Source organism: Streptomyces sp. NPDC059398 (assembly GCF_042751845.1).
GTDB lineage: Bacteria > Actinomycetota > Actinomycetes > Streptomycetales > Streptomycetaceae > Streptomyces.
On record NZ_JBHYWP010000013.1, the window covers coordinates 29,596 to 50,051 of the forward strand.

Below are 20,456 nucleotides of genomic sequence, written 5' to 3' on the forward strand. Positions count from 1 at the left end.
GAACCCTCTAGCGTCGAGCCCAGGAATCGTCGGGTGTGCCGCCGAGGTGTGCTGTGCCACGGATCCTGCCCGGCTCTGCGGAATGAGAGTGCGTGACAAGCACAGCGGGCAAGCTCGGACATGCCGTGCGCGACGGCGGAGTGCCGCCGGTACTGGCCGCCGCCTTCCTCTGGGGCACGGTCGGCCCCGCCGAGATCCTGGCCGGGAGCACTGCGTCGCCGGTGGCGATCGGCGCGTGCCGGATGCTCGTCGGGGGCCTCGTCCTGGGGCTGTTCACCGCGCGGTGGGCGGGGATCCGTACCCTGTGGCAACGGTCGGCCCGGTGGTGGATGCTGGTGAGCGTCCTGGTCACGGCGGCCTTCCAGGCGTGCTTCCTGGAGGCGGTGGACCGCAGCGGCGCCGCCCTCGCGACCGCCGTCACCTTCGGGACGGTCCCGGTCGTGACGGGCGTGTGCGGGCGGGTCCTGAACGGCGAACGGCTCAGCGGGCGCTGGACCTGCGGAACGGTCTGCGCCATCGGCGGTATCGCGCTGCTCCTCCTGCCGCCGGACGGCGGGCCGGCCCACGGCGCGGGGATCCTGCTCGGGCTGGTCGCCGGGGCCAGCTTCGGTGTCTACATCTCGGCGACCAAACGGCTCGGCGACCGGGGCGCCGACACCACGGCCGCCGCCCCCGCGAGTGTGCTGTGTGCCGGAATCCTGGTCTCGCCCTGGATCCTCGCCCGCCCGGACGGGCTCGCCGAACCGCGTGCGCTGGTCCTGGTCGGCTGGCTGGCCCTGGCCACGACCGCGCTGGGCTATCTGCTGTTCACCAGGGGCGTGGTCCGGATCAGCGGCGCCACCGCCGGCACCCTCAGCCTGGCGGAACCCCTGGTCGCGACCGTACTGGGCATCGCGCTGCTCGGGGAGCGGCCGAGCCCGTCCGCGGTGGCGGGCGCGGTGCTCCTGCTGGGCGGGCTGGTCCTGGTCTCCGCCCCGGTCCGGACCTCCGGTACGCGGGGCGGAGAAGGCCACGCCTCCCGCGCCGCCCGGACGGGAGCGGGCGAGGAGGCGTAGCCGTACGGAGGGACATGCCGGATGCCGGTCAGCGGTCCTGGTAGGACGCCATGGCGTCGTTCACCCTGGGGGAGAAGAACAGCGGGCCGATCGCGTCCGCCCAGGCCATCCCCTCCGGGGTCAGCCGCAGCACTCCGCCGTCGTCGACGACCCAGCCCCGCCCGGTGACCAGCGCGAACTGGGCGGGGAAGTCGTCCTGCGGAAGGGTGCCGAACTGCCGCCGGTAGCGCTCGACGTTCATTCCGTCGGCCTCAAGCAGCAGATGCAGGATGAGCATGCGGCGGCGCTCGTCGTCGTCCATACGGAACGACCACTGCGCGCGCCGGAACGTGTCGGTGGGCGTCGCGATGTAGTCGTCGATGATGCGCCTGACCTCCGGCACGGCCACCGCGTAGTCGGTCGTGTAGTGCAGATCGGTGGTGAACGACCTTGCGCCGACGCCCAGTCCGACCATCCCGGCCTGCTGGTTGTACTCGCTGATGCTGCTGTCGTCGGCGCCGTCCACAGCGGCGGTGCCGATACGGCTGAAGACCCGCATGGACGTCTGCCGGTAGCCGGCCGCGAGCAGGTACTCCCGGCCGTAGCGGTAGAGCCGCAGCCGCTGCTCGTCCCAGAGTTCGCCGCTCTTGTCGTGGCGGGCCATGAGCCCGGTCAGCGGGCGCACGTACAGCGGGTAGAGGTAGATCTCCTCGGGCTCCCAGCCGAGCGCGGCGTCCAGCGACACCGTGAAGCTCTGCTCGGTCTGGCCGTCGATACCGTAGATCAGGTCGATGTTGAGGATGGGGAAGGCGGCCTCCTTCAGCCGGCCCAGCGCCGCCTCCACCTCCGTCCGCTTCTGCGGCCGTACGGCTGCCCGCGCCTCCTCGTCGACGAAGCTCTGCACCCCGATGCTCAGCCGGGTGGCGCCGCGCTCCCGGAGGACCGCTATCCGGTCGGCGGTGGCGGTGGCGGGGGAGGTCTCGACGGACCACGGTACGGCCCTGAGGTCCGCTCCCATCACGTTCTCGCAGATGTCGCAGAGCCGGACCAGTTCGCCGGCGGTGAGGTACGTCGGGGTGCCGCCGCCGAACGCCGCGAGGGTGAACTCCGGTGTGCCGTTGGCCTCCAGGGCCTCCCGGGTGACGCGGGCCTGCCGCTCCAGGGTGGTCAGGAAGTCGCGGGTGACCTCCTCGGGCGCGCCGGTGCGGGTGAAGAGGTTGCAGAAGCCGCAGCGCATCTCGCAGAACGGGATGTGGACGTAGAGGGAGAGGGAGTCGAGCCGCTCCCCGGCCCACAGATCGGTGAGGAGCGGGCGCTCCGTCCCGAGCCGGTAGGCCTTCTGGTGCGGGTAGGCGTACACGTACTGCTTGTACGGCGTGGTCGGTTCATCGGGAGTCGGTTCATCGCGAACGGAACGGGAGATGTGGACCGGTAAAGAGGATGTCACTTCCGTGGTGCTTCCTTCCGGAGTCGATCGGATCCCTTGGTCAGTCGCGCCCAGTGACAGCATGATCGACTGAGCGTCACGGAGCGCATGGGACGAAGCCCCGAACTATTTGGCCCCCTCTTTGCCCGATTTTGGCGCTTCGGTGACTTGGCGAAATATCCCGCCTCTGCGAATGAGGCGTCTGCGTCCCCTGCGGGAAGGGGAGTTGGGCTGAAACTCCGGCCGGTCTGTGCTCACCATGTCGTCCATGAAGCGACTACTCATAGCGGCCGGCGGTGGCGGGGACGCCATCGCGACGGCGATGGTGCACGCCGCTCTGCACGGGCCGGACGAGCCCGCCCTCGTGCTGACGTATGCCTGGGAGCGGCTGGTCGTGGACCCGGTGCCGGGTCCGCGCAGGCCGTCCGACTTCACCGGAACCGTCCCGGCCGGGCCTGTCCTGCGCCTGGTGACCCCGGGCTCCGCCCCCCGCCCGCCCGCCGGTTCGCTCCTGCCGCGGCTCGCGGGCGATCTGCGGCCCGCGCTGGGGCTGCTCGACCCGTACGAAGGGGCGCTGGGGCTCGCGCGGCAGATCCAGGAGGCCGCCGCCCACTGCGGCGCCGGGCAGGTCGATGTGGTCGACGTCGGTGGCGACATCCTGGCCAACGGTACGGAGCCCACGCTGCGCAGCCCGCTCGGTGACGCACTGGTCCTCGCTGCCTGCGCGCACACCGGCATCTCCACCGCGGTGCATGTCGCGGGCCCGGGGCTCGACTCCGAGGTGCCCGAGGCCGCTCTGCTGCCCCTGCTCGGCGACCCGCTGCACACCCTGACCCCTGCGGACACGCTGTCCGTGCAGGCGGTCTTCGACTGGCATCCGTCGGAGGCGGGCGCGCTGCTGGTCGCGGCGGCGCGGGGGATACGCGGAGTCTGCGGGACCCGGGACGCCCCGCAGCCCGTCACGCTCGGCGATGCCAGCCCGTGCGTCTACCGGCTCACTCTGGAGCGGGCTCTGGAACTAAACCCGCTGGCAAGGGAGTTGGCGGGAAGCGCGACTCTCGCGGAGGCGGAGCGGGCGAGTGAACGGGTCTGCGGCTTCTCGGAGATCGCCCGGGAACGGGCACGCGCGGCCCGGCTGTACGAGGATGCCCGCGACGCCGAGGTCCGGGGCGACCGGGGGGCCGAGGACGCCCGCGACGCCGGGGAAGCCCGGGGCGGCCATGGCGGCCAGGACTCACGGGGCGCCCGGGACGCCGAAGACGCCCACGAGGCCCAGGACTTACGGGGTGCCCAGGGTCGCCGGGGCACGCAGGACTGCCGGGGCGACGGGGCCGCGTCCGGCGAACTCCGGCCCCTGGCCGAGCGCTTCACCGCGTGGGAGCGGCGCACGGCGGCAGCGGGGATCGCCTATGTCACCACCCGGCGTATCGCGGAGGAACTGGCCCTGACCCCGGCGGAGCTGACAGAACTCCGCCATGACCTCAGCGCCTCCCCGGCCCGGCACACTCCGCCGCTCTGGCGGCTGGCGCCCGGGTAGACCCCGGCCCGGACCGCCCCGCACGCCCACCCCCGACACACCGCCCCCGCGCACTGTCCCCGTATGCCGCCCCCGACACACCGTCCCCGTGTACTGTCCCTGCACGCCGCCCCCGACATACCGTCCCCGTGTACTGTCCCCGCACAGCACCGCGGTGAAGAGCGGCGGCGCTGCGCGGGGACCGGCCTGCGGAACGTGTGGCACAGCCCGCGCCCACGGTGGCAGCGGCGGGGCACAGCCCGCCCACAGTGGCAGCGGCGGGGGACGCTCCTACAGGTCGAACTCGGTCGGGGCGATGCCCAGCGCGAAGCACGCCTCGCGGACCACGGCCTGCTCGGACTTGTCGAAGTCCCCGTCGGCGCCGCCGATCACGATGCCGATCTGGATGACGGCGCGCGCCTCGGTGGGCTTCTTGCTGACCTTGCCGATGGTCTGCAGAATGCTGACCTTGCCGAAGTCGAAGTCGGCGGTGAGCTTCTGGCAGTAGTCGTTGAAACGCGTCTGCAGATCGTCCGCCGTGAAGTTCTGCAGAACCTCATTGGTGGTGATCAGCGCGGCGACGCGCTGCCGCTCCACGGGGTCGATCGAGCCGTCGGCCGCGGCGACCAGCGCGCACATGGCCATGCTGGCATCCCGGAATCCGCCGCTCTTGAGGTCGTTCTTCTTCGCGTCGAGCTGCGTCTGCATCGTCTTCGCAGAGTCCTTCAAGCGGTCCCACAGGGCCATCAGCCGTCTCCTCGTTCACCACGTGACCATTTTGATCACTCTTTACGGAGTGACAACGGCCGGGCCTCCCAGGAAGTGCCCGCCCCCGTGACCACTTCGGGGTGTCCTCGGAGTACGGACGGCGGGTCCGGTGCGCGTGGCAGACTGGCTGTCCGATGAACCTCGACGCCACCGACCTCGCGCTCGTCCACCTCCTCCAGGAGGACGGCCGCACGTCCTACGAGACGCTCGCCGCCCGCGTCGGCCTGTCCCGCGCCGCCGCCCGCGCACGGGCGCTGCGACTGACCGAGGACGGGGTCCTGCGGATCGTCGGTGTCATCCATCCCGCGGTGCTCGGCCGCACGGTCAGCGCCCATGTGGCCGTCGATGTCGTCGGCCCCGCCGAGCCCGTGGCGCGGACCGTGGCCGGGCTCTCCGAAGCGGTCTTCGTGACGCTCACCGCGGGCCGGCGCCCAGTCGTCGCGGAGCTGCGTACCTCCGACTTCGACGCGCTGAGCAGGCTGGTCGCGGACGTGGCACGGCTGCCCGGGGTGCGGGGCGTCGACACGACCCCGTACACCCGTGTGCTCAAGGACCCCTATCTTCCGGTGACTTCGCCCGGTGCGGTGAGTCTCGACGAGACGGACCACGCGATCCTGCGGGCGCTCCAGACCGACGGGCGCATGTCCTACGCCGAGTTGGCCGACCGCATCGCCATGTCGGCCGCGGCCGCGCGGGCCCGCTCGCTGCGGCTGCTGGACGCCGGTGTCTTCCGGGTCGCCGCCCTGGTCCGCCCGGGGACCCTCGGCATGGGCCACCTCGCGGGCTTCTCGCTGCGCCGTGCCGGAGACGGTCACGGCACGGCAGGCGTGGGCGGTCTGCTGGCCACCGAGCAGGTGCAGTTCGCCGCGGCGTGTGTGGGCCGGGCGGACGTCATCGGCACGGTGGGCGGCGAGACCCTCGCCGATGTGCTGGCCTCGCTGGAGAGGCTGCGCGCCCTGGACGGCGTACACGGGCTGGAGAGCTGGCTCCATCTGGAACTGGTCAAGGAACGCTACGACTCCCTGACGGGCTGACGCCGCCCCGCCTCATCGGTACGTGCCCCACCTCACCAACACTTACCCCGCCTCGCCGGTGGCGCCCCGCCGTACCACTACGCACCCGGCCCGACCACTACGCATCCCGCCGTACCACTACGCACCCGGCCGCACCCGAGTGCCCGGCTCAGGCCCGAGCGCCGGGGCCGGGCCTGTGCCGCCGTTTCCCGCGCGCCCCTCCCTGGCCGCACGCGCTTCGCTCGCACCCGCTCCCCACCGCAAGCGAAAAGTTCACCACCTTCCCCTCTGGCGAATATTTCGCTCGCGTCGTACTGTCGCAGTCAGCGGATCGCTCGTACGTGTATGTCTCGGGCATCGATCCGCTTCCCGTGGCGCCGAGCCGCCCGGCGCCGACCGTCCCGCAGACGCAGACGCAGACGCAGACGCAGACGCAGACGCAGGACGCAGACGCAGGACGCCGGCCCCGGCGCCCGCCCACCGGGAGCGCACGCCCCTCCCCGTCCAACCGGAGCACCCACATGGCCACCACGCCCGCAGCACACCCGGACCGCACCCTTCTCGTCACCGGCGGCACCGTCCACACCCTCACCCCGGCGGGCCGCGCCGAGGCCCTCGCGGTGCGCGGTGAGCGCATCGTGCACGCGGGCACCGCCGAGGAGTGCCGGGCCGCACTGGACGGCCGCGTGGACGAGCGGCTGGACCTCGGCGGACGGCAGCTGATGCCCGGCTTCGTCGACGCGCACTGCCACCCGGTGATGTACGGACAGAACCTCGCCTGGGCCGACGTACGGCCCGAGACCGTCACGGACATCGACTCGCTGGTCGCCGCGCTCCGCGGCCACGCGGAAGGGCTCCGCGCGGACGCCCCGCTGCGCGGCTTCGGTTACGAGCACCGCAGGCTGGCCGAGGGCCGCCACCCCACCTGCCAGGACCTCGACCGGGTCGCCACCGACCGCGAGGTCTACGTGATGAACGCGTCGGGCCACGGCGGCGTCGTGAACACCTACACCCTGCACAAGTACGGCATCACCGCCGGAACCCCCGACCCGCTCGGCGGCCGCATCGGCCGCACGGCATCGGGCGAGCCCAACGGCGAGCTGTGGGACGGCGCCTGCGATCTGCTGACGGGCCCGGACGGTGTGAAGATCACCAACCACGGGCCCAACTTCCACCTGGACGACCCCGCCGACATCATGCGCGGCCATCTGCTCCGCGCCCAGCAGACCTTCCTCGCCGCCGGGGTCACCACCATCGGCGACGCCCAGGCGTCCCGCCGCGAGCTCTCCACGTACCTGCGCGCCCGGGACGCCGGTGACCTGCGGATGCGCACCTCCGTCTATCTGACGTCGGCGCTCCTCGACACCGCACTCGACCTCGGGCTGAGCAGCGCGCTCGGCGACGACCAGCTGCGGATCCAGGGCGTCAAGCTCTACGCGGACGGCACCCTGGGCGGCTGGACGGCGTACTTCCCCGAGGGGTACGCGGCCGACTGCTGCAACCACGGGCAGCTCTACCACGACCCCGCCGAATACGCGGACCTGGTGCTGCGCGCCCACCGGGCCGGCTTCCAGACCGCGACCCACGCACAGTCCCCGTACGCGATCGGCATGGTCCTGGACGCCGTCGAGAAGGCGCTCGCCGACACGCCCCGCACCGACCCCCGGCACCGCGTCGAACACTGCGGGCTGCCCACCGACGACGAGATCATCCGCATGCGGGAGCTGGGCGTGCACGCCGTGCTCCAGCCGCAGCACCACCTCCGTACCGGCGACGGCACGCTCACCGCGATCGGTGAGATGGGTCACCGCTACAACCCGGCGGGTCTGCTCCAGGCCGCGGGCACGGAGTTCGCCTTCAGCTCGGACGCGCCCGTCGCGCCGCCCCGCCCGTTCGAGGCGGTGGCCGCCGCCGCGAGCCGGGAGACCGTGCTCGGCACCCGGCTCGGCACCCCGGAGATGCGGCTCGCCGTCGCCGACGGCATCCGGGCGCATACCCTCGGCGGGGCGCGGGCGCTGCACCGCGAGCACGAGGTCGGCAGCCTGCGCCCCGGAGCCTTCGCCGACTTCGTCGTCACGGCAGCCGACCCGTACCGGACCGACGACCTCGCCCGGCTCGCCACGGCCGGCGTCGACGAGACCTGGATCGGCGCCCGCCGGGTCTGGTCCGCTCAGCCCTGACCGGCCCGCTCCGACTGCCGGCCCTGACTGCCGGTCCACACCGCGCGCGCAGTCCTGACCGGCCGGTCACCCGCCGGCCGCCGCCCACTGAACCCGGGCTGTTCACCGATTACGGCACCCCGCGCCCGCCCGCCACGGCGGCCGCCACCGTGAAGGAGCACCACCGATGAGCACCACCGCACAGCCGGACCGGCCGGGGACCGGCACGGCAGAACGCACCGGCGGCCTCGCAGCGGGCGCGGTCGAACAGCACGGCTACGACTTCATCCCGGAGTCCGAGCGGTACATGACCCCGCGCCAACTGGGCTTCTTCTGGGCCGGGATCAACTCCTACCAGTTCTTCTTCGTGCTCGGCGCGGGCGCCGTCGCCCTCGGCCTCTCCCTCGTCCAGGCCCTGGTCGCCGTGGTGGTGGGCAACGCCCTGTTCGCCCTCGTCGCGTACAGCTCGATCGCCGGGCCGCGCGCCGGACTGCCCGCGCTCACCCTGAGCCGGGCGCCGTTCGGCGTGTTCGGCAACCGCGTCAATGCGCTGTTCACCTGGGCCATGTCGCTGGGCTTCAAGACGGTCAACGGCCTCCTCGGGGTCTTCGCCGTACTCGCCCTCTTCGACCGGCTCGGCTGGCACCACTCAGGCGCCCCGGGCAAGGTCCTGGCGACGCTGCTCGTCCTCGGGGTGGCCATCGTCATCGCGGTCACCGGACACCGGCTCCTCGTCAAGGTACAGCCGTACTTCGCGGTCGTGGTGGCCGTGGTCTTCGCGCTGCTGCTCTGCTTCACCATCGGCGGGGTGGACTGGAACTGGCACCCGCCGCACCACGCGGGAGGCGGCGGCAACTGGCTCGCGCTGATCGTCTCCGCCGCCGCCCTGATCGCCTCCGGATCGCTCTCCTACCTGGTGGTCTCGCCGGACTACGCCCGCTACCTCCCCTCGGACACCCCGGTCCGCAAGGTCTTCCCCCGGGTGCTGGGCGGCGGCGCCGGAATGGCCGTCTACCTGGGCATCGCGGGGGTCCTGGTCGCGACCCGTACGGACCTCACCGACCCGGTGGCGGGCGTCCGGCCGCTGGTGCCCGGCTGGCTGTACGTCCTCTACATCGCGGCCTGCTTCCTCGGCTCGATCTCCAACAACGCCTCGGTCTTCTACTCGTCGGGCCTGGCCATCCAGGCCATCGGCATCCCGCTCAAGCGCTGGCTCGCCACGGCCCTGGACGCCACCCTGGCGCTGGCCGCGGTGCTGCTGATCCTCTTCGTGTACGACTTCGAGACCGCGCTGAACGAGTTCCTCTCGCTGGTCAACGTCTGGGCCGGCCCGTTCGCCGCCGTCTGGATCGTGGACGGCGTTCTGCGCCGCTGGCACTACGACCACCACGACATCCACACCAGCGACCGCAGCAGCCGCTACTGGGGTACCGGCGGGGTCAACGTCCAGGGCCTGACCGCGCTCGCCTGCGGGATGGCCACCGGTCTGCTCACCATCAACTCGCCCCTCCTGCACAGCTGGCTGAGCGGCCGGCTGGGCGGCGCCGACCTCTCCTGGATCCTGCCGATCCTGGTCTCGGGAGCGGCCTATCCGCTGCTGGCGGGGCGGCGGGTGCGCGGGGAGCAGGACCGGGGAGCAGGGGCGGCGGGCTGCCCGTAGCGGTGAGCCGCACGTATCGCCCCACACCCATCGGCAGCAAAATATTTCGGTACCCGATGTAATATTGCCCTGTGGGTACGAGTGGAGGAGACGAGAGCGGGCGCACGCCGCCCACCGGTGGGCGGCACCCGTCGTGGACGGCCGTCCTCCTGAGGGAGCGCGCCAGGCCGGAACGGATCAGGGTGCGGCCCGGGGCTTGGTGGCTCGCGGTGGCGACGGTGTGCTTCGGCGCGTTCATGGGGCAACTGGACGCGAGCATCGTGACGTTGACGTACGGCAGTGTGCGTACGGAGTTCCACGCCTCGCTCGCCGCGGTCGAGTGGGTCTCCCTCGCGTATCTGCTCACGCTGGTCGCGCTGCTCGTCCCGGTCGGCCGGCTGTCGGACGCGTACGGGCGCAAGCTCTTCTATCTCTACGGGTTCGTGGTCTTCACCGCGGCCTCGGCGGCCTGCGGTCTCGCCCCTTCGCTGGCGACGCTGGTGGCCTTCCGGGTGGTGCAGGCGGCGGGCGCGGCGATGATGCAGGCCAACAGCGTGGCGCTGGTGGCCACCAGCGCACCGAGAGACCGGATGCGGACCGCGCTCGGCGTCCAGGCCGCTGCCCAGGCGCTGGGTCTCGCGCTGGGGCCGACGGTCGGCGGCGCCCTGGTGGCGACGCTCGGCTGGCGCTGGGTCTTCGGCATCAACGTGCCCATCGGTCTGGTCGCGCTGGTCGCCGGGCACTATCTCCTGCCGAGGACGCACAGCCGGTCGCGGTCGGACGGCTTTGACCGGGCGGGCCTTGCGCTGCTGATCGTGGCGACGACCAGCGGGCTGCTCGGCGTCTCGGCCGCATCGGGTCTTCCGGTGCCCGGCTGGGGCGTCGCCGTGCTGTTCGTCGTGGCCGCCGGGGCGGGCTGGGCGTTCGCGGTACGGCAGCGGGTGGCCGCCGTACCGCTCATCGACCTGGCGCTGTTGCGGGTACGGGCGGTGTCGTCCGGGCTGACCGGCGCGCTCTCCGGCTATCTGGTGCTCTTCGGGCCGCTGGTCCTGGTCCCGGTCGTGCTGACCGGCGGCGGCTCGTCGGAGCTGACCGCGGGGTTCGTGCTGACCGCCCTGCCGGTCGGCTTCGCGGTCGCCGCGACGGCCGCCGACCGGGCCCTGCCCGCCGCACTGGGCGACCGCGGCCGCTGTGTCCTGGGCGCCCTGGTCTGCGTGGCCGCGCTGGGCGCGATGGCCCTGGCGCCGCTGACGCCCGGCCCGCTGGTGCTGCTCCTCGCGGTCCTGGGGCTGGGGCTCGGCATCTTCACCCCCGCCAACAACACGCTGATCATGGGAGCGATACCGGCGCGCTCGTCGGGTACCGGCGGCGGACTGGTCAATATGGCCCGCGGCCTGGGCACCGCCCTGGGCGTCGCGCTGGTCACCCTGGCCCTGCACATCGCCCCACCGCACGGGGTGCCGGACGGCCCGCGCTGGGCCGTGCTCGTGCTGCTGGCGGCGGCGCTGGTGGCGGTGTACGCGGCCTGCTCGGGGCCGCGCCGCGCGGAGGCGGCCCGGTCGCTCACGTAGCGGTGGCGCGCGTCACTTCTCCGTAGGACCACGGCGACCGGGCGGCGAGGCGGGCTGCGGCGCACCGCCCTCGGAGCGGGCGCCCGCATCTGCGCCTGTATCTGTGTCTGTGTCTACGTCCGCGTTCACGTCCGCGTTCACGTCTGCTTCGGAGACGGCGTTGGATTCGGTGGAAGCGCCGGAGCCGGTGTCCGCGCGGCCGTGGGTGGCGATCAGGTAGATGAGCGCCCCGGCGAACAGCACGGCGGAGACCCAGTCGTTCAGCCGCAGCCCCAGGAAGTGGTTGGCGTGGTCGATCCGCAGGGCCTCGATCCAGGCCCGCCCGGCGGTGTACGCCAGCACATAGCAGGCGAACAGCCGCCCCCTGCGCGGCCGGTAACGCCGGTCGAGCCAGAGCAGCAGGGCCATCACGCCGAGATCCCACAGGGACTCGTAGAGAAACGTCGGGTGGTAGAAAGCCACATTCGGGCTGGTGTCCGGCCGGTGCGCGGGATCGATCAGCAGGGCCCAGGGCAGATGGGTGGGGCCACCGAACAGCTCCTGGTTGAAGTAGTTGCCCCACCGCCCCATCGCCTGCGCCAGCACCAGACCGGGAGCGGCGGCATCCGCGAAGTCCGCCAGCTTGATCCCCCGGCGTCTGCACCCCAGCCAGGCGCCCACCGCGCCAAGGGCGACAGCACCCGGGATGCCGAGTCCGCCGTCCCAGATGTACAGCGCCCGGATGGGCTGCTTCCCGGCGGCGAAGTACAGCTCGGGGTCGGTGATGACGTGGTAGAGCCGCCCGCCCAGCACTCCGAAGGGCACCGCCCACAGCGCGATGTCGGCGATGTGGTCCCGGTTCCCGCCGCGGGCCGCCCAGCGACGGCCGGTCAGCCACACCCCGGCGAAGATTCCGGCGATGATGCAGAGCGCGTAGGCCCGGATCGGGAAGGGCCCGAGGTGCCAGACGCCCTGGGAAGGGCTGGGAAGGTACGCCAGGTTCATCGGCGGGACCGCTCTCGATGTGAGGTTGCCGACCGGGGCCGGAGTAACCCGGACGAGATTACATCGGACACCGAATCTTCGGCCGGTGACGGCGGCTGGACCGGTTCAGGGGCGGCGGGGTCAGTAAAGTTCGCGTATGCCGCCCCAGCCCCGTTCCGGGACCCGTAAGCCGCCGAAGGACCACACGTCCGACGCGCGGCTGCTCACCGAGGCCGTCACGCGTCTGCGCCGTTCCCTGCGGGCGTCGATCCGTACCGACTACCCGTGGGAGACCCTGCCCATGGCCCAGGTCGAGCTGCTCCAGGTCCTCGCGGAGCACTCCCCGGCCCGCATCAGCGACCTGGCCACCCGCCAGCATCTGGCGGCCAGTACGGTCTCGGGCCTGATCGGGCAGATGATCACGGCCGGTCTGGTGACCCGTGATGTCGACTCCGCCGACCGCAGGGCCTCCGTGGTCGTCCTCACCGACGCGGGCCGCGCCCAGCTCACCGCCTGGGCCCAGGCACACGAACGCCGTCTGGGTGCCGCCCTGGCAGCCCTGGGCGACGCCGACCGCGACACGGTCCGCGCGGCACTGCCCGCCCTGCTCCGGATCGCGGAACACCTGGACGACACCGGGGAATGAGGTGAGCCGTACCCGCCCCGCCCCGCACCGCTGAAGCGGTCCCAGCCGTCCCAGCGGTCTCAGTTGAGGCTTGCGTCGGCGGTACGGCGCCCGCCGGCATAGGTCGTGACGCGGTAGGCGTAGCCACCAGGGGTGAGGTAGAGCGCGTGCTGGGTCGCCCCGAGAGGGTCACCGGCCGGCACGTCCACCCAGCCGATCAGGACGGACTGCGGGGTCGGCACCCGTACCTCGGCGAGCCCCGCGATCACCTTGGGGTCGAGCGAAACGGTGCGCAGCTCGAACAGCCCCCCGCTCTTCCACAGTTCATCGGAATCGGCGGGGGAAAACGTTGTGTTGCTCATGACTTCTCCTGTCGATCGTTCGAAACGCTGTGTGTGCGACGGGTGCCACTCTGCCGAGGGCATCCTGAAGCTGGGCTGAAGCATCCTGAAGCCGTCTTCAGGTTCGGCTCGCAGGGCGGCGGGCATGCGGCTGCCCGCCGTGGGGACGGGCGGGGGCGGGGTGCTGAAGAGAACGGGAAAAGCGAAGAGAACGGGAAGGCCGCGGCGAGGAAGAGGCTCGGGCGGAGCGGGCCGGAGCGCGCGCGTAACGGTGTTCCGGGCGGCGAAGGGCTCGGCTGCGGTGCCCCTTACGCCGCCACTACGTCGTTCCCGCTACGTTCCCCAGACCTGAGGAACCAGACCTGAGGAACCAGACCTGAGGACCAGGCCACAAGAAAAGGCCCTCCCGGCGGGAGGGCCCGGCCGCAGTGCGGCGAGAGTGCCCCCGGCAGGACTCGAACCTGCGGCCAAGCGCTTAGAAGGCGCCTGCTCTATCCACTGAGCTACGGGGGCCGGATCGTGGCCTCGGCGGCCTGGAGCCCCGGTTGTACGGGTGCGTGACCTTGCCGGGGACCAGGATAGGGCTCCATTCACCTGCTCCCCGTTGCTTCACCTCCGTGGCACGATGTGGAGGTTCAGTGAAGCGAACTGATAATCGCAGGCGGGTGCGGATCGCGCACGGCTTTTGGCCCCTCGGATCCCGGGTGTTGTGCAGTCGTTATGCCTGCGTCCCACTCGTCCCGAGTGTCCCAGGTCTCCGAACGGCCCCTAAAGCCCCCGATTGACGCGCACAAGTGGCTATACGCTTCAAAAAGCCAACCAAATTGGGCATTCTTCGCATGTGGTGACCTTGGATGTACGGCCTCAGCTGATTGACGCACTCTCCGCCCTGCGTGACCGAGTCGCCGCCGTGCGCCTTCCGCTTCCGCTGCCGGGCGCGCCGCGCGCCCGCCGGACGCGGACCGAGCTGCTCGCGCAGCTCGACGACTACCTGGTGCCCCGGCTCAGAGCCCCGCAGGCGCCCCTGCTCGCGGTGATCGGCGGCTCGACCGGCGCGGGAAAGTCCACGCTCGTCAACTCGCTGGTCGGGCGCCGGGTAAGCGAGGCCGGAGTGCTGCGGCCCACCACCCGGACCCCGGTCCTGGTCTGCCACCCCGAGGACCACCACTGGTTCTCGGGGCCGCGTGTGCTGCCGCGCCTCACCCGCGTATGGCTTCCGCAGCAGGACGACACGGGCGACGACGGCCACCCGGAGCCGCACGGCGCGGCCGGTGGTGCGCTGCGGGTCGAGATGGCGTCGAACCTGCCGCGCGGGCTCGCCCTGCTGGACGCCCCCGACATCGACTCGCTGGTCGCCGGCAACCGGGCGCTGGCCGCCGAGTTGATCTGCGCGGCCGACATCTGGGTCATGGTGACCACCGCGTCCCGGTACGCCGACGCCGTGCCCTGGCATCTGCTGCGTACCGCGAAGGAGTACGACGCGACCCTCGTCACCGTCCTCGACCGGGTGCCCCACCAGGTCGTCGGAGAGGTGTCACGGCAGTACGGCGCGCTGCTCACCCGGGCCGGGCTCGGGAGCGCCCCGCGCTTCACGATCCCCGAACTGCCCGAGTCCGCGGGCGGCGGCAGCGGACTGCTGCCCACCACCGCCGTGGCACCGCTGCGCGCGTGGCTGACCCAGCTTGCACAGGATCCGGCGGCCCGGCAGCAGTCGCTCGACCGTACGGCGAGCGGGGTGATCGATTCGCTCGGCTCCCGGATGCCCGAGCTGGCCGCCGCCGTCGCTCTGCAGTACTCGGCCGCGGTACGGCTCACCGGCGCCGTCGAGGGGGCGTACGAGGGGGAGCGCAAGCGCGTACTGGCACGGCTCAAGGCGGGTGCGGTGCTGGCCGGGGACGCCAGGACCCGGTGGCGCGGCTATCCACTGGACAGCTCGTCGGGCGAACTGCTTGACGCGCTGTCGGACAGCCTGGCGGTCGTGCTCCAGTGCGCGGTGGCCGCCGCCGACGAACGGGTCCGGGAGAGCTGGCGGCGTGAGCCCGCGGCCGGCGGTCTGGACGCGGAGACCGGGGAGGCGGGCGAGCGGGTCGGCCTCGCCGTGCGGCGCTGGCGGCGGGTCCTGGAGGAACTGGCCGAGGAAGAGGTGAGAGAGCTCGACCGTTCGGCCGCGCCGGAACCCGAGGCGGTCGCCGCCCTGCTGGCCGCCGCCCTGCTGGGCGGGCGCCGGACGCGGAAGGCGGGGGAGCGGCTGGCCGAACGGATCGGCGCACAGGGGGCGCTGAGGCTGTGCGACAAGGGCGCGGAGCTGGTCAGCGCGTATATCGACGACGTACTCGGCGCGGAGCGCGACCGGCGGCTCGCCCCGCTCGACGCCCTCGACGTGGGGCCCGAGTCCCAGGCCGAACTGATCGCCGCGCTGTCCGTACTGCAGAAGGAGAAGTGGCCGCGATGACCGATGCGACACACGTGACCGGCCCGACGAGGGCGACCGGAGCAGCGGAGACGGATGCGGTGGCAGCCGGGGCTGAGACGGCGGGCGGGGCGGGGCGGTCCGGTGAGACGAGCACAACAACCAGTGATTATGGGCATGTTGAGGTGACTGCGGCCGCGGAGGCGGACGCGCATGCGGCCCCGGACATGGCCCCCCGTACGGCCCCGGGAGCGGACGCCGACGCGGATGCGGGTGCCGCGGTCGGGTCCGGGTGGCCGGAGGAGTGGGAGAGCCACGAGCCGCTGGCGGCCCGGGAGCCGTACACAACTGACGCTTCTGACGACCCCGTTACGTCGTCCACGCCCCCGGCCACCGCATCGGTGGCCCCGCCGTCCGCCCCGGACCCGGCGCCCCCGGCTCCACGGGCGGCCTCGTCAAGGGCCCCGGTGATGGCGTCACCCAGGGCCGGAGGCACGTCATCCGACACGACCGGCGCCCTGTCCGGGACATCCCCAGAAGCCCGCACTGAGCGGTCCCACGAGCCGTACGAGGCGACCGAGGTGTACGAGGTGACCGAGGCGCACGAGACATCCGAGCCGTTCGGAGCCCCCGGGCGGTACGAGCCGTACCGGGCGTCCGATCCGTCCGATCCCTCGGAGCCCTCCGGAGTGTCGGCGCCCTCCGGAGCCCCGGAACCGTCCCACGTCTCCGAGCCGTCCACCGGGTCCGGGGCGCCCAGCCTGCCCGAGCAGGGCGGCGGCGGTCACCGCTGGGACGACGGGTTCATCGCCCGGCGCGCGGCCGACCGGGAGACCGCGCAGCCCGGCGCCCGCGAGCTCGGGCTCGGCCCGCTGCCCGAGTCGTACGAGGACTTCCCGCGCTCCGTGTCGTACGGCGCCGAACTCCGCGCCCGGCTGGACGCCCTGCGGGAGCTGGTCGGCCTCTCCCGTACGCGCCTCGAAGGACCCACGCTCGCCGAGGCGGGCCGGGTGCTGGACGAGGCGTCGGCCCGGCAGCGGCTCTCCTCGCAGCACACCGTCGTGGCGATCGCGGGCGCGACCGGCAGCGGCAAGTCGACGCTCTTCAACGCCCTGGCCGGGGTGGCGATCTCCGAGACCGGGGTGCGCAGGCCCACCACATCCGCCCCCCTCGCCTGCAGCTGGACCGACGGCGCGGCCGGGCTGCTCGACCGGCTCGCCATCCCAGGACGGCTGCGTCGCAGGCCCTGGATGAGTGCGGGGCCGGGTGACGAACTGCACGGACTGGTCCTCATCGACCTGCCGGACCACGATTCGGCCCTGACCGCGCACCGTGACCAGGTGGACCGGGCGATGGAGCTGGTCGACGCGGTGATCTGGGTGGTGGACCCGGAGAAGTACGCGGACGCCGCACTCCACGACCGCTACCTCAGGCCCCTCGCGGGCCACGCCGAGATCACCTTCGTGGTGCTCAACCAGATCGACCGGCTCCCCGGCGAGGCGGCCGACCAGGTCCTCGACGACCTGCGGAGGCTGCTCGACGAGGACGGCATGGCCCTGGGCGAGCACGGCGAACCGGGGGCGACGGTGCTCGCGCTGTCGGCGCTCACCGGCGAGGGGGTGGGCGAACTGCGGGAGCTGATCGGCCGGTTCGTCCGGGAGCGGGGCGCACCGGCCCGCCGGCTGGCCGCCGATGTGGACGCGGCGGCGGACGGGCTGCGCTCGGTGTATGTCGCCGACGGGCACGCCGGGCTCGGCGAGTCGGCGCGCGAGCGGTTCGGCGACCGGCTCGGCGACGCGGTCGGCGCACTGGCCGTGGGCGAGGCCGCCGAGCGTGAGTGGAGCAGGAACGCGGTGAAGGCATGCGGGACGCCGTGGCTGCGGTTCTGGCGCTGGTACGCGTCCACGCGCGCGCCCGGCGGCCCCGAGCCGACGCCGGACGAGACCGGCCCCGAGCCCGCGGGCACGGAGGCCACCGCCAGGCAGGAGGTGGAGCAGGCCGTGCGTACGCTCGCGGACGAGGCGTCCGACGGGCTCCCCGCGCCCTGGGCGCAGGCGGTGCGCGAGGCGGCCGTGCGGGGCGCCGATGGGCTGTCCGAGGCCCTGGACGAGCTGGCGGCGGCCACCACCGCCGGGCAGGAACGTGGCGGCCGCTCGGGACGGCCCGCCTGGTGGCCTGCGGCGGTGCTGGCCCAGGTGATGATGACCGTGCACCAGATCCTCGGGGTGCTCTGGCTGATCGGGGTGATGGTGGGCGTACTCGACGTCGCCCCGCTGACGCCCGTCCTGGTGACGCTGGCCGGCACGGTGGGCGGTCCGCTGGTGGAGTGGGCGTGCGGGATGGCGGTACGGGGGCCGGCGCACCGGTACGGACAGGACGCGGAGCGCAGACTGCGGGAGGCGGCCGCGGCGTGCGGCAGGACAAGGGTGCTCGACCCGGTCGGAGCCGAGCTGCTGCGCTACCGGGAGGTGCGGGAGCAGTACGTGACGGTGAACGGGTTGTCCACAACCGGCAAGTAGTCCACAGGCGCGAGCGGAAGCGCTCCCGGCGGGCCAGCATGGGGACCGGATCAGCAACCGGGAGGGCCCGGGGCCCGGGTCCGGTCCGGCTCACGAGGACCGGACCGGACACGGGGCCCGGTCGACCGGCTGCATCCGCGGGGCCGTCACGGGACGGTCCCGCAGGACCATGGCGGGACGGGGGAGGCAAGGGCTCATGAACGACACCTTGGTGACATTGGTGGGAAATGTGGCGACGCGGCCTGAATACCGGGATTCGGTCACCGGGGGAATGGCACGTTTCCGCTTCGCGGTCACCGCGCGCCGCTGGGACCGGCAGAAACAGGCATGGACCGACGGACCGACCAGCTTCTACACGGTCTGGGCCTGGCGGACGCTGGCGGCGAACCTGGCGGGTTCCGTTTCGGTCGGCGAACCTCTGGTCGTCCACGGCAGGTTGAAGGTGCGCGAAGAGGACAAGGACGGACAACGCAGATTCTCGGCCGACATCGAGGCGTTGGCCGTGGGCCATGATCTGACCCGCGGTACCAGTGCGTTCAAGCGTGTGGCCAGGGCGGATGCATCTCTGACGGAGCGGCCCAAGGATCTGGTGGGGTGAGCCGGGCGGGGGGCCGCCGGGGCTCCACCAGCCCCTGAACGGTGGTGATTTGTCGATATGGTCAGTCCTCGGAGAGGGGTCGCGGTAACGATTCCGATTCGGAATGGTTATCAGGCGCCATGTGTGGAGACTGTGTTGCTCCTGCGTCCTTAGTATTCCCAGATACTCACGGGGCATTTGAGTCTGCCGGCGAGGAACTTCCCCCACGCGCGCCACGAGGCGTATCGAGCGAAGAGTCCTTGCCCGAAGGGGAATTCTGTGTTTTCTGCGGTTTCTGTGTTTTCTGCGGGCTCTGGTTCCCGCATACGGCGGCTGGGCACCTCCCGGCTGGCCGCCGCGGCCCTGACTGCCGGTCTTGTCGCCGGTGGTGCGATGGCGACGGCCGCTCCTGCTTTCGCCGATGACGCTCCCACCAGCTCCTCGGGTGTCAACGCCACCCTGGACAACCCCGGGGTCTCGGTCGGTGACAAGGTCGTGATCGACGGCGCCAACGAGACGGCCGGGCTCTTCGAGCTCAAGGTCGACGGCGGCGGCACCATCAAGACGTACTGCATCGACCTGCACAACCACACTCAGGCCAACACCTCGTACCGTGAGGTCACTTGGGCCGAGTCCTCACTCGCGCACAACGACGACGCGGGCAAGATCCGCTGGATCCTTGAGCACTCCTACCCGCAGGTGACGCCCGCGTCCCTCGGGGCTGACCTCAATGTCACGCTGACCGACGCCACGGCCGCCGCCGCCACCCAGGCGGCGATCTGGCACTTCTCGGACCACGTCGACGCGGTGCCGAAGGACGAGGCCGGCCGCAAGCTGACCGAGTACCTGGAGAAGTCCGCGGCCAATGTCGCTGAGCCGGCCGCCTCGCTCTCGCTCGGCCCCGGCGACGTGGCGGGCCACCCGGGCGAGTCGCTCGGCCCGGTGACGGTCTCCACCAACGCCGCCAAGGCCGAGGTCTCCCTCGCCCCCGACGCGCCGCAGGGCGTCACCGTCGTCGGCAAGGACGGCAAGCCCGTCACCAGCGCGGTCAACGGCACGCAGCTGTTCTTCAAGGTCCCGGCCGGCACCCAGCCCGGCTCGGCCAAGCTGAACGTCACCGCGCAGACCGCGGTGCCGATCGGGCGTGCCTTCGTCAGCGACTCCAAGAGCCAGACGCAGATCCTTGCGGGCACCAGCACCGCTTCGGTCGGCGCGGTCGCCACGGCCAACTGGGCCAGCAAGGGCGCCATCCCGGCCCTCTCGGCCCAGAAGGACTGTGCCAAGGGCGGCGTCGACATCACCGCGGCGAACAAGGGCGATGAGGCGTTCACCTTCGAGCTGGCGGGCCAGAAGCACACGATCGAGGCCGGCAAGTCGCAGACGGTGACCGTCCCGGTCGCCGAGGACCAGGCGTACGACTTCACGATCAAGGGCCCGAACGGCTTCGAGAAGCGCTTCCAGGGCGTCCTCGACTGCAAGACGGCCGGCGCCACCCCCACCCACGGCGCCACCCCGGCCCCGAAGCCCAGCGCGGCCTCGGCCGGCGGCAGCACCTCGGGTACGAACGGCGGCGACCTGGCCGAGACCGGTAGCTCCAGCTCCACCCCGGTGATCGCCGGTGTGGCGATCGCCCTCGTGGTGCTCGGTGGCGGCGCGGTCTTCATGCTCCGCAGGAAGAACACCACCGCGGGTCAGTAACCCCCGGACCGGTCACCGGACAGGCCATCGGAGCCCAGTGCTCCGGTGACCGGTCGGTGATGCGGTGAGTGAGCGCGTGGCCCCGTTCTACTGCCCGTACTGCGGCGACGAGGACCTGCGCCCCAGCGAGGCCGGCCACGGCGCCTGGGAGTGCGCGGCGTGCAACCGGGCGTTCCGCCTGTCGTTCCTCGGCCTGC

Annotated in this window: 15 protein-coding genes and 1 tRNA gene; 11 read left to right on the forward strand and 5 right to left on the reverse strand. The window is 72.3% G+C overall.

Annotated features, from left to right (window positions below):
* Positions 1 to 92: 92 nt before the first annotated feature.
* Positions 93 to 1,055 (forward strand): DMT family transporter, encoded by a 963-nt coding sequence (locus ACFXBC_RS07365; RefSeq protein WP_385019699.1) that lies wholly within the window; start codon positions 93 to 95, stop codon positions 1,053 to 1,055.
* A gap of 28 nt (positions 1,056 to 1,083) precedes the next feature.
* Here the strand turns inward: ACFXBC_RS07365 and ACFXBC_RS07370 are convergent, their stop codons facing one another.
* Positions 1,084 to 2,481 carry an STM4012 family radical SAM protein gene (locus ACFXBC_RS07370; RefSeq protein ID WP_385019701.1) on the reverse strand — a complete coding sequence of 466 codons (1,398 nt, stop codon included), beginning with the start codon at positions 2,479 to 2,481 and terminating at the stop codon, positions 1,084 to 1,086.
* Positions 2,482 to 2,728: 247 nt separating this feature from the next.
* On the opposite strand from ACFXBC_RS07370, the gene ACFXBC_RS07375 reads away from it, so the two are divergent.
* Positions 2,729 to 3,997, forward strand: coding sequence for a DUF1152 domain-containing protein (locus tag ACFXBC_RS07375; protein WP_385019703.1), 1,269 nt, complete (start codon positions 2,729 to 2,731; stop codon positions 3,995 to 3,997).
* Positions 3,998 to 4,267: 270 nt separating this feature from the next.
* Here the strand turns inward: ACFXBC_RS07375 and ACFXBC_RS07380 are convergent, their stop codons facing one another.
* Positions 4,268 to 4,723, reverse strand: coding sequence for a tellurite resistance TerB family protein (locus ACFXBC_RS07380; protein ID WP_385019705.1), 456 nt, complete (start codon positions 4,721 to 4,723; stop codon positions 4,268 to 4,270).
* A 155-nt stretch (positions 4,724 to 4,878) separates the two neighbouring features.
* On the opposite strand from ACFXBC_RS07380, the gene ACFXBC_RS07385 reads away from it, so the two are divergent.
* From ACFXBC_RS07385 to ACFXBC_RS07400, 4 genes are all read left to right on the forward strand, one after another.
* Positions 4,879 to 5,778 (forward strand): Lrp/AsnC family transcriptional regulator, encoded by a 900-nt coding sequence (locus ACFXBC_RS07385; protein WP_385019707.1) that lies wholly within the window; start codon positions 4,879 to 4,881, stop codon positions 5,776 to 5,778.
* A 500-nt stretch (positions 5,779 to 6,278) separates the two neighbouring features.
* A complete protein-coding gene (locus tag ACFXBC_RS07390) occupies positions 6,279 to 7,937 on the forward strand; it encodes an amidohydrolase (protein ID WP_385019709.1) in 1,659 nt (552 codons plus the stop codon).
* 166 nt (positions 7,938 to 8,103) lie between these two features.
* Entirely contained in the window at positions 8,104 to 9,576 is a 1,473-nt protein-coding gene (locus ACFXBC_RS07395; RefSeq protein WP_385019711.1) for a purine-cytosine permease family protein, read from the forward strand.
* A 149-nt stretch (positions 9,577 to 9,725) separates the two neighbouring features.
* Entirely contained in the window at positions 9,726 to 11,126 is a 1,401-nt protein-coding gene (locus ACFXBC_RS07400) for an MFS transporter (RefSeq protein ID WP_385019791.1), read from the forward strand.
* 12 nt (positions 11,127 to 11,138) lie between these two features.
* Here the strand turns inward: ACFXBC_RS07400 and lgt are convergent, their stop codons facing one another.
* The gene (lgt, locus tag ACFXBC_RS07405) at positions 11,139 to 12,110 is read right to left on the reverse strand and encodes a prolipoprotein diacylglyceryl transferase (protein ID WP_385019713.1); all 972 of its coding nucleotides are present in this window, start codon (positions 12,108 to 12,110) and stop codon (positions 11,139 to 11,141) included.
* Between the two features lie 136 nt (positions 12,111 to 12,246).
* Here lgt and ACFXBC_RS07410 point away from each other — a divergent pair, with 136 nt between their 5' ends.
* Positions 12,247 to 12,735, forward strand: a complete 489-nt coding sequence (locus ACFXBC_RS07410; RefSeq protein ID WP_385019715.1) for a MarR family winged helix-turn-helix transcriptional regulator — start codon at positions 12,247 to 12,249, stop codon at positions 12,733 to 12,735.
* A gap of 59 nt (positions 12,736 to 12,794) precedes the next feature.
* On the opposite strand, the gene ACFXBC_RS07415 is transcribed toward ACFXBC_RS07410, so the two are convergent.
* Together ACFXBC_RS07415 and ACFXBC_RS07420 are read right to left on the reverse strand one after the other, a co-directional pair.
* Complete coding sequence (locus tag ACFXBC_RS07415) at positions 12,795 to 13,076, reverse strand: hypothetical protein (protein ID WP_385019717.1); 282 nt, start codon at positions 13,074 to 13,076, stop codon at positions 12,795 to 12,797.
* A gap of 419 nt (positions 13,077 to 13,495) precedes the next feature.
* Positions 13,496 to 13,568: transfer RNA gene (locus tag ACFXBC_RS07420), tRNA-Arg, on the reverse strand.
* 337 nt (positions 13,569 to 13,905) lie between these two features.
* Here ACFXBC_RS07420 and ACFXBC_RS07425 point away from each other — a divergent pair.
* From ACFXBC_RS07425 to ACFXBC_RS07440, 4 genes are all read left to right on the forward strand, one after another.
* Positions 13,906 to 15,507 carry a dynamin family protein gene (locus ACFXBC_RS07425; RefSeq protein WP_385019793.1) on the forward strand — a complete coding sequence of 534 codons (1,602 nt, stop codon included), beginning with the start codon at positions 13,906 to 13,908 and terminating at the stop codon, positions 15,505 to 15,507.
* A 428-nt stretch (positions 15,508 to 15,935) separates the two neighbouring features.
* A complete protein-coding gene (locus ACFXBC_RS07430; RefSeq protein WP_385019719.1) occupies positions 15,936 to 17,984 on the forward strand; it encodes a GTPase in 2,049 nt (682 codons plus the stop codon).
* A 196-nt stretch (positions 17,985 to 18,180) separates the two neighbouring features.
* Positions 18,181 to 18,582 (forward strand): single-stranded DNA-binding protein, encoded by a 402-nt coding sequence (locus ACFXBC_RS07435; protein ID WP_385019721.1) that lies wholly within the window; start codon positions 18,181 to 18,183, stop codon positions 18,580 to 18,582.
* Between the two features lie 372 nt (positions 18,583 to 18,954).
* The gene (locus tag ACFXBC_RS07440; RefSeq protein WP_385019723.1) at positions 18,955 to 20,259 is read left to right on the forward strand and encodes a Cys-Gln thioester bond-forming surface protein; all 1,305 of its coding nucleotides are present in this window, start codon (positions 18,955 to 18,957) and stop codon (positions 20,257 to 20,259) included.
* The last annotated feature ends 197 nt before the right edge of the window (positions 20,260 to 20,456 follow it).

Excerpts from the sequence above, each read along its gene's own strand:
- ACFXBC_RS07375 (WP_385019703.1), top strand. The coding sequence starts at position 2,729 with ATGAAGCGACTACTCATAGCGGCCGGCGGTGGCGGGGACGCCATCGCG.
- ACFXBC_RS07380 (WP_385019705.1), bottom strand. The coding sequence starts at position 4,723 with ATGGCCCTGTGGGACCGCTTGAAGGACTCTGCGAAGACGATGCAGACG.
- ACFXBC_RS07385 (WP_385019707.1), top strand. The coding sequence starts at position 4,879 with ATGAACCTCGACGCCACCGACCTCGCGCTCGTCCACCTCCTCCAGGAG.
- ACFXBC_RS07390 (WP_385019709.1), top strand. The coding sequence starts at position 6,279 with ATGGCCACCACGCCCGCAGCACACCCGGACCGCACCCTTCTCGTCACC.
- ACFXBC_RS07395 (WP_385019711.1), top strand. The coding sequence starts at position 8,104 with ATGAGCACCACCGCACAGCCGGACCGGCCGGGGACCGGCACGGCAGAA.
- lgt (WP_385019713.1), bottom strand. The coding sequence starts at position 12,110 with ATGAACCTGGCGTACCTTCCCAGCCCTTCCCAGGGCGTCTGGCACCTC.
- ACFXBC_RS07410 (WP_385019715.1), top strand. The coding sequence starts at position 12,247 with ATGCCGCCCCAGCCCCGTTCCGGGACCCGTAAGCCGCCGAAGGACCAC.
- ACFXBC_RS07415 (WP_385019717.1), bottom strand. The coding sequence starts at position 13,076 with ATGAGCAACACAACGTTTTCCCCCGCCGATTCCGATGAACTGTGGAAG.
- ACFXBC_RS07430 (WP_385019719.1), top strand. The coding sequence starts at position 15,936 with ATGGCGTCACCCAGGGCCGGAGGCACGTCATCCGACACGACCGGCGCC.
- ACFXBC_RS07435 (WP_385019721.1), top strand. The coding sequence starts at position 18,181 with ATGAACGACACCTTGGTGACATTGGTGGGAAATGTGGCGACGCGGCCT.
- ACFXBC_RS07440 (WP_385019723.1), top strand. The coding sequence starts at position 18,955 with ATGGCGACGGCCGCTCCTGCTTTCGCCGATGACGCTCCCACCAGCTCC.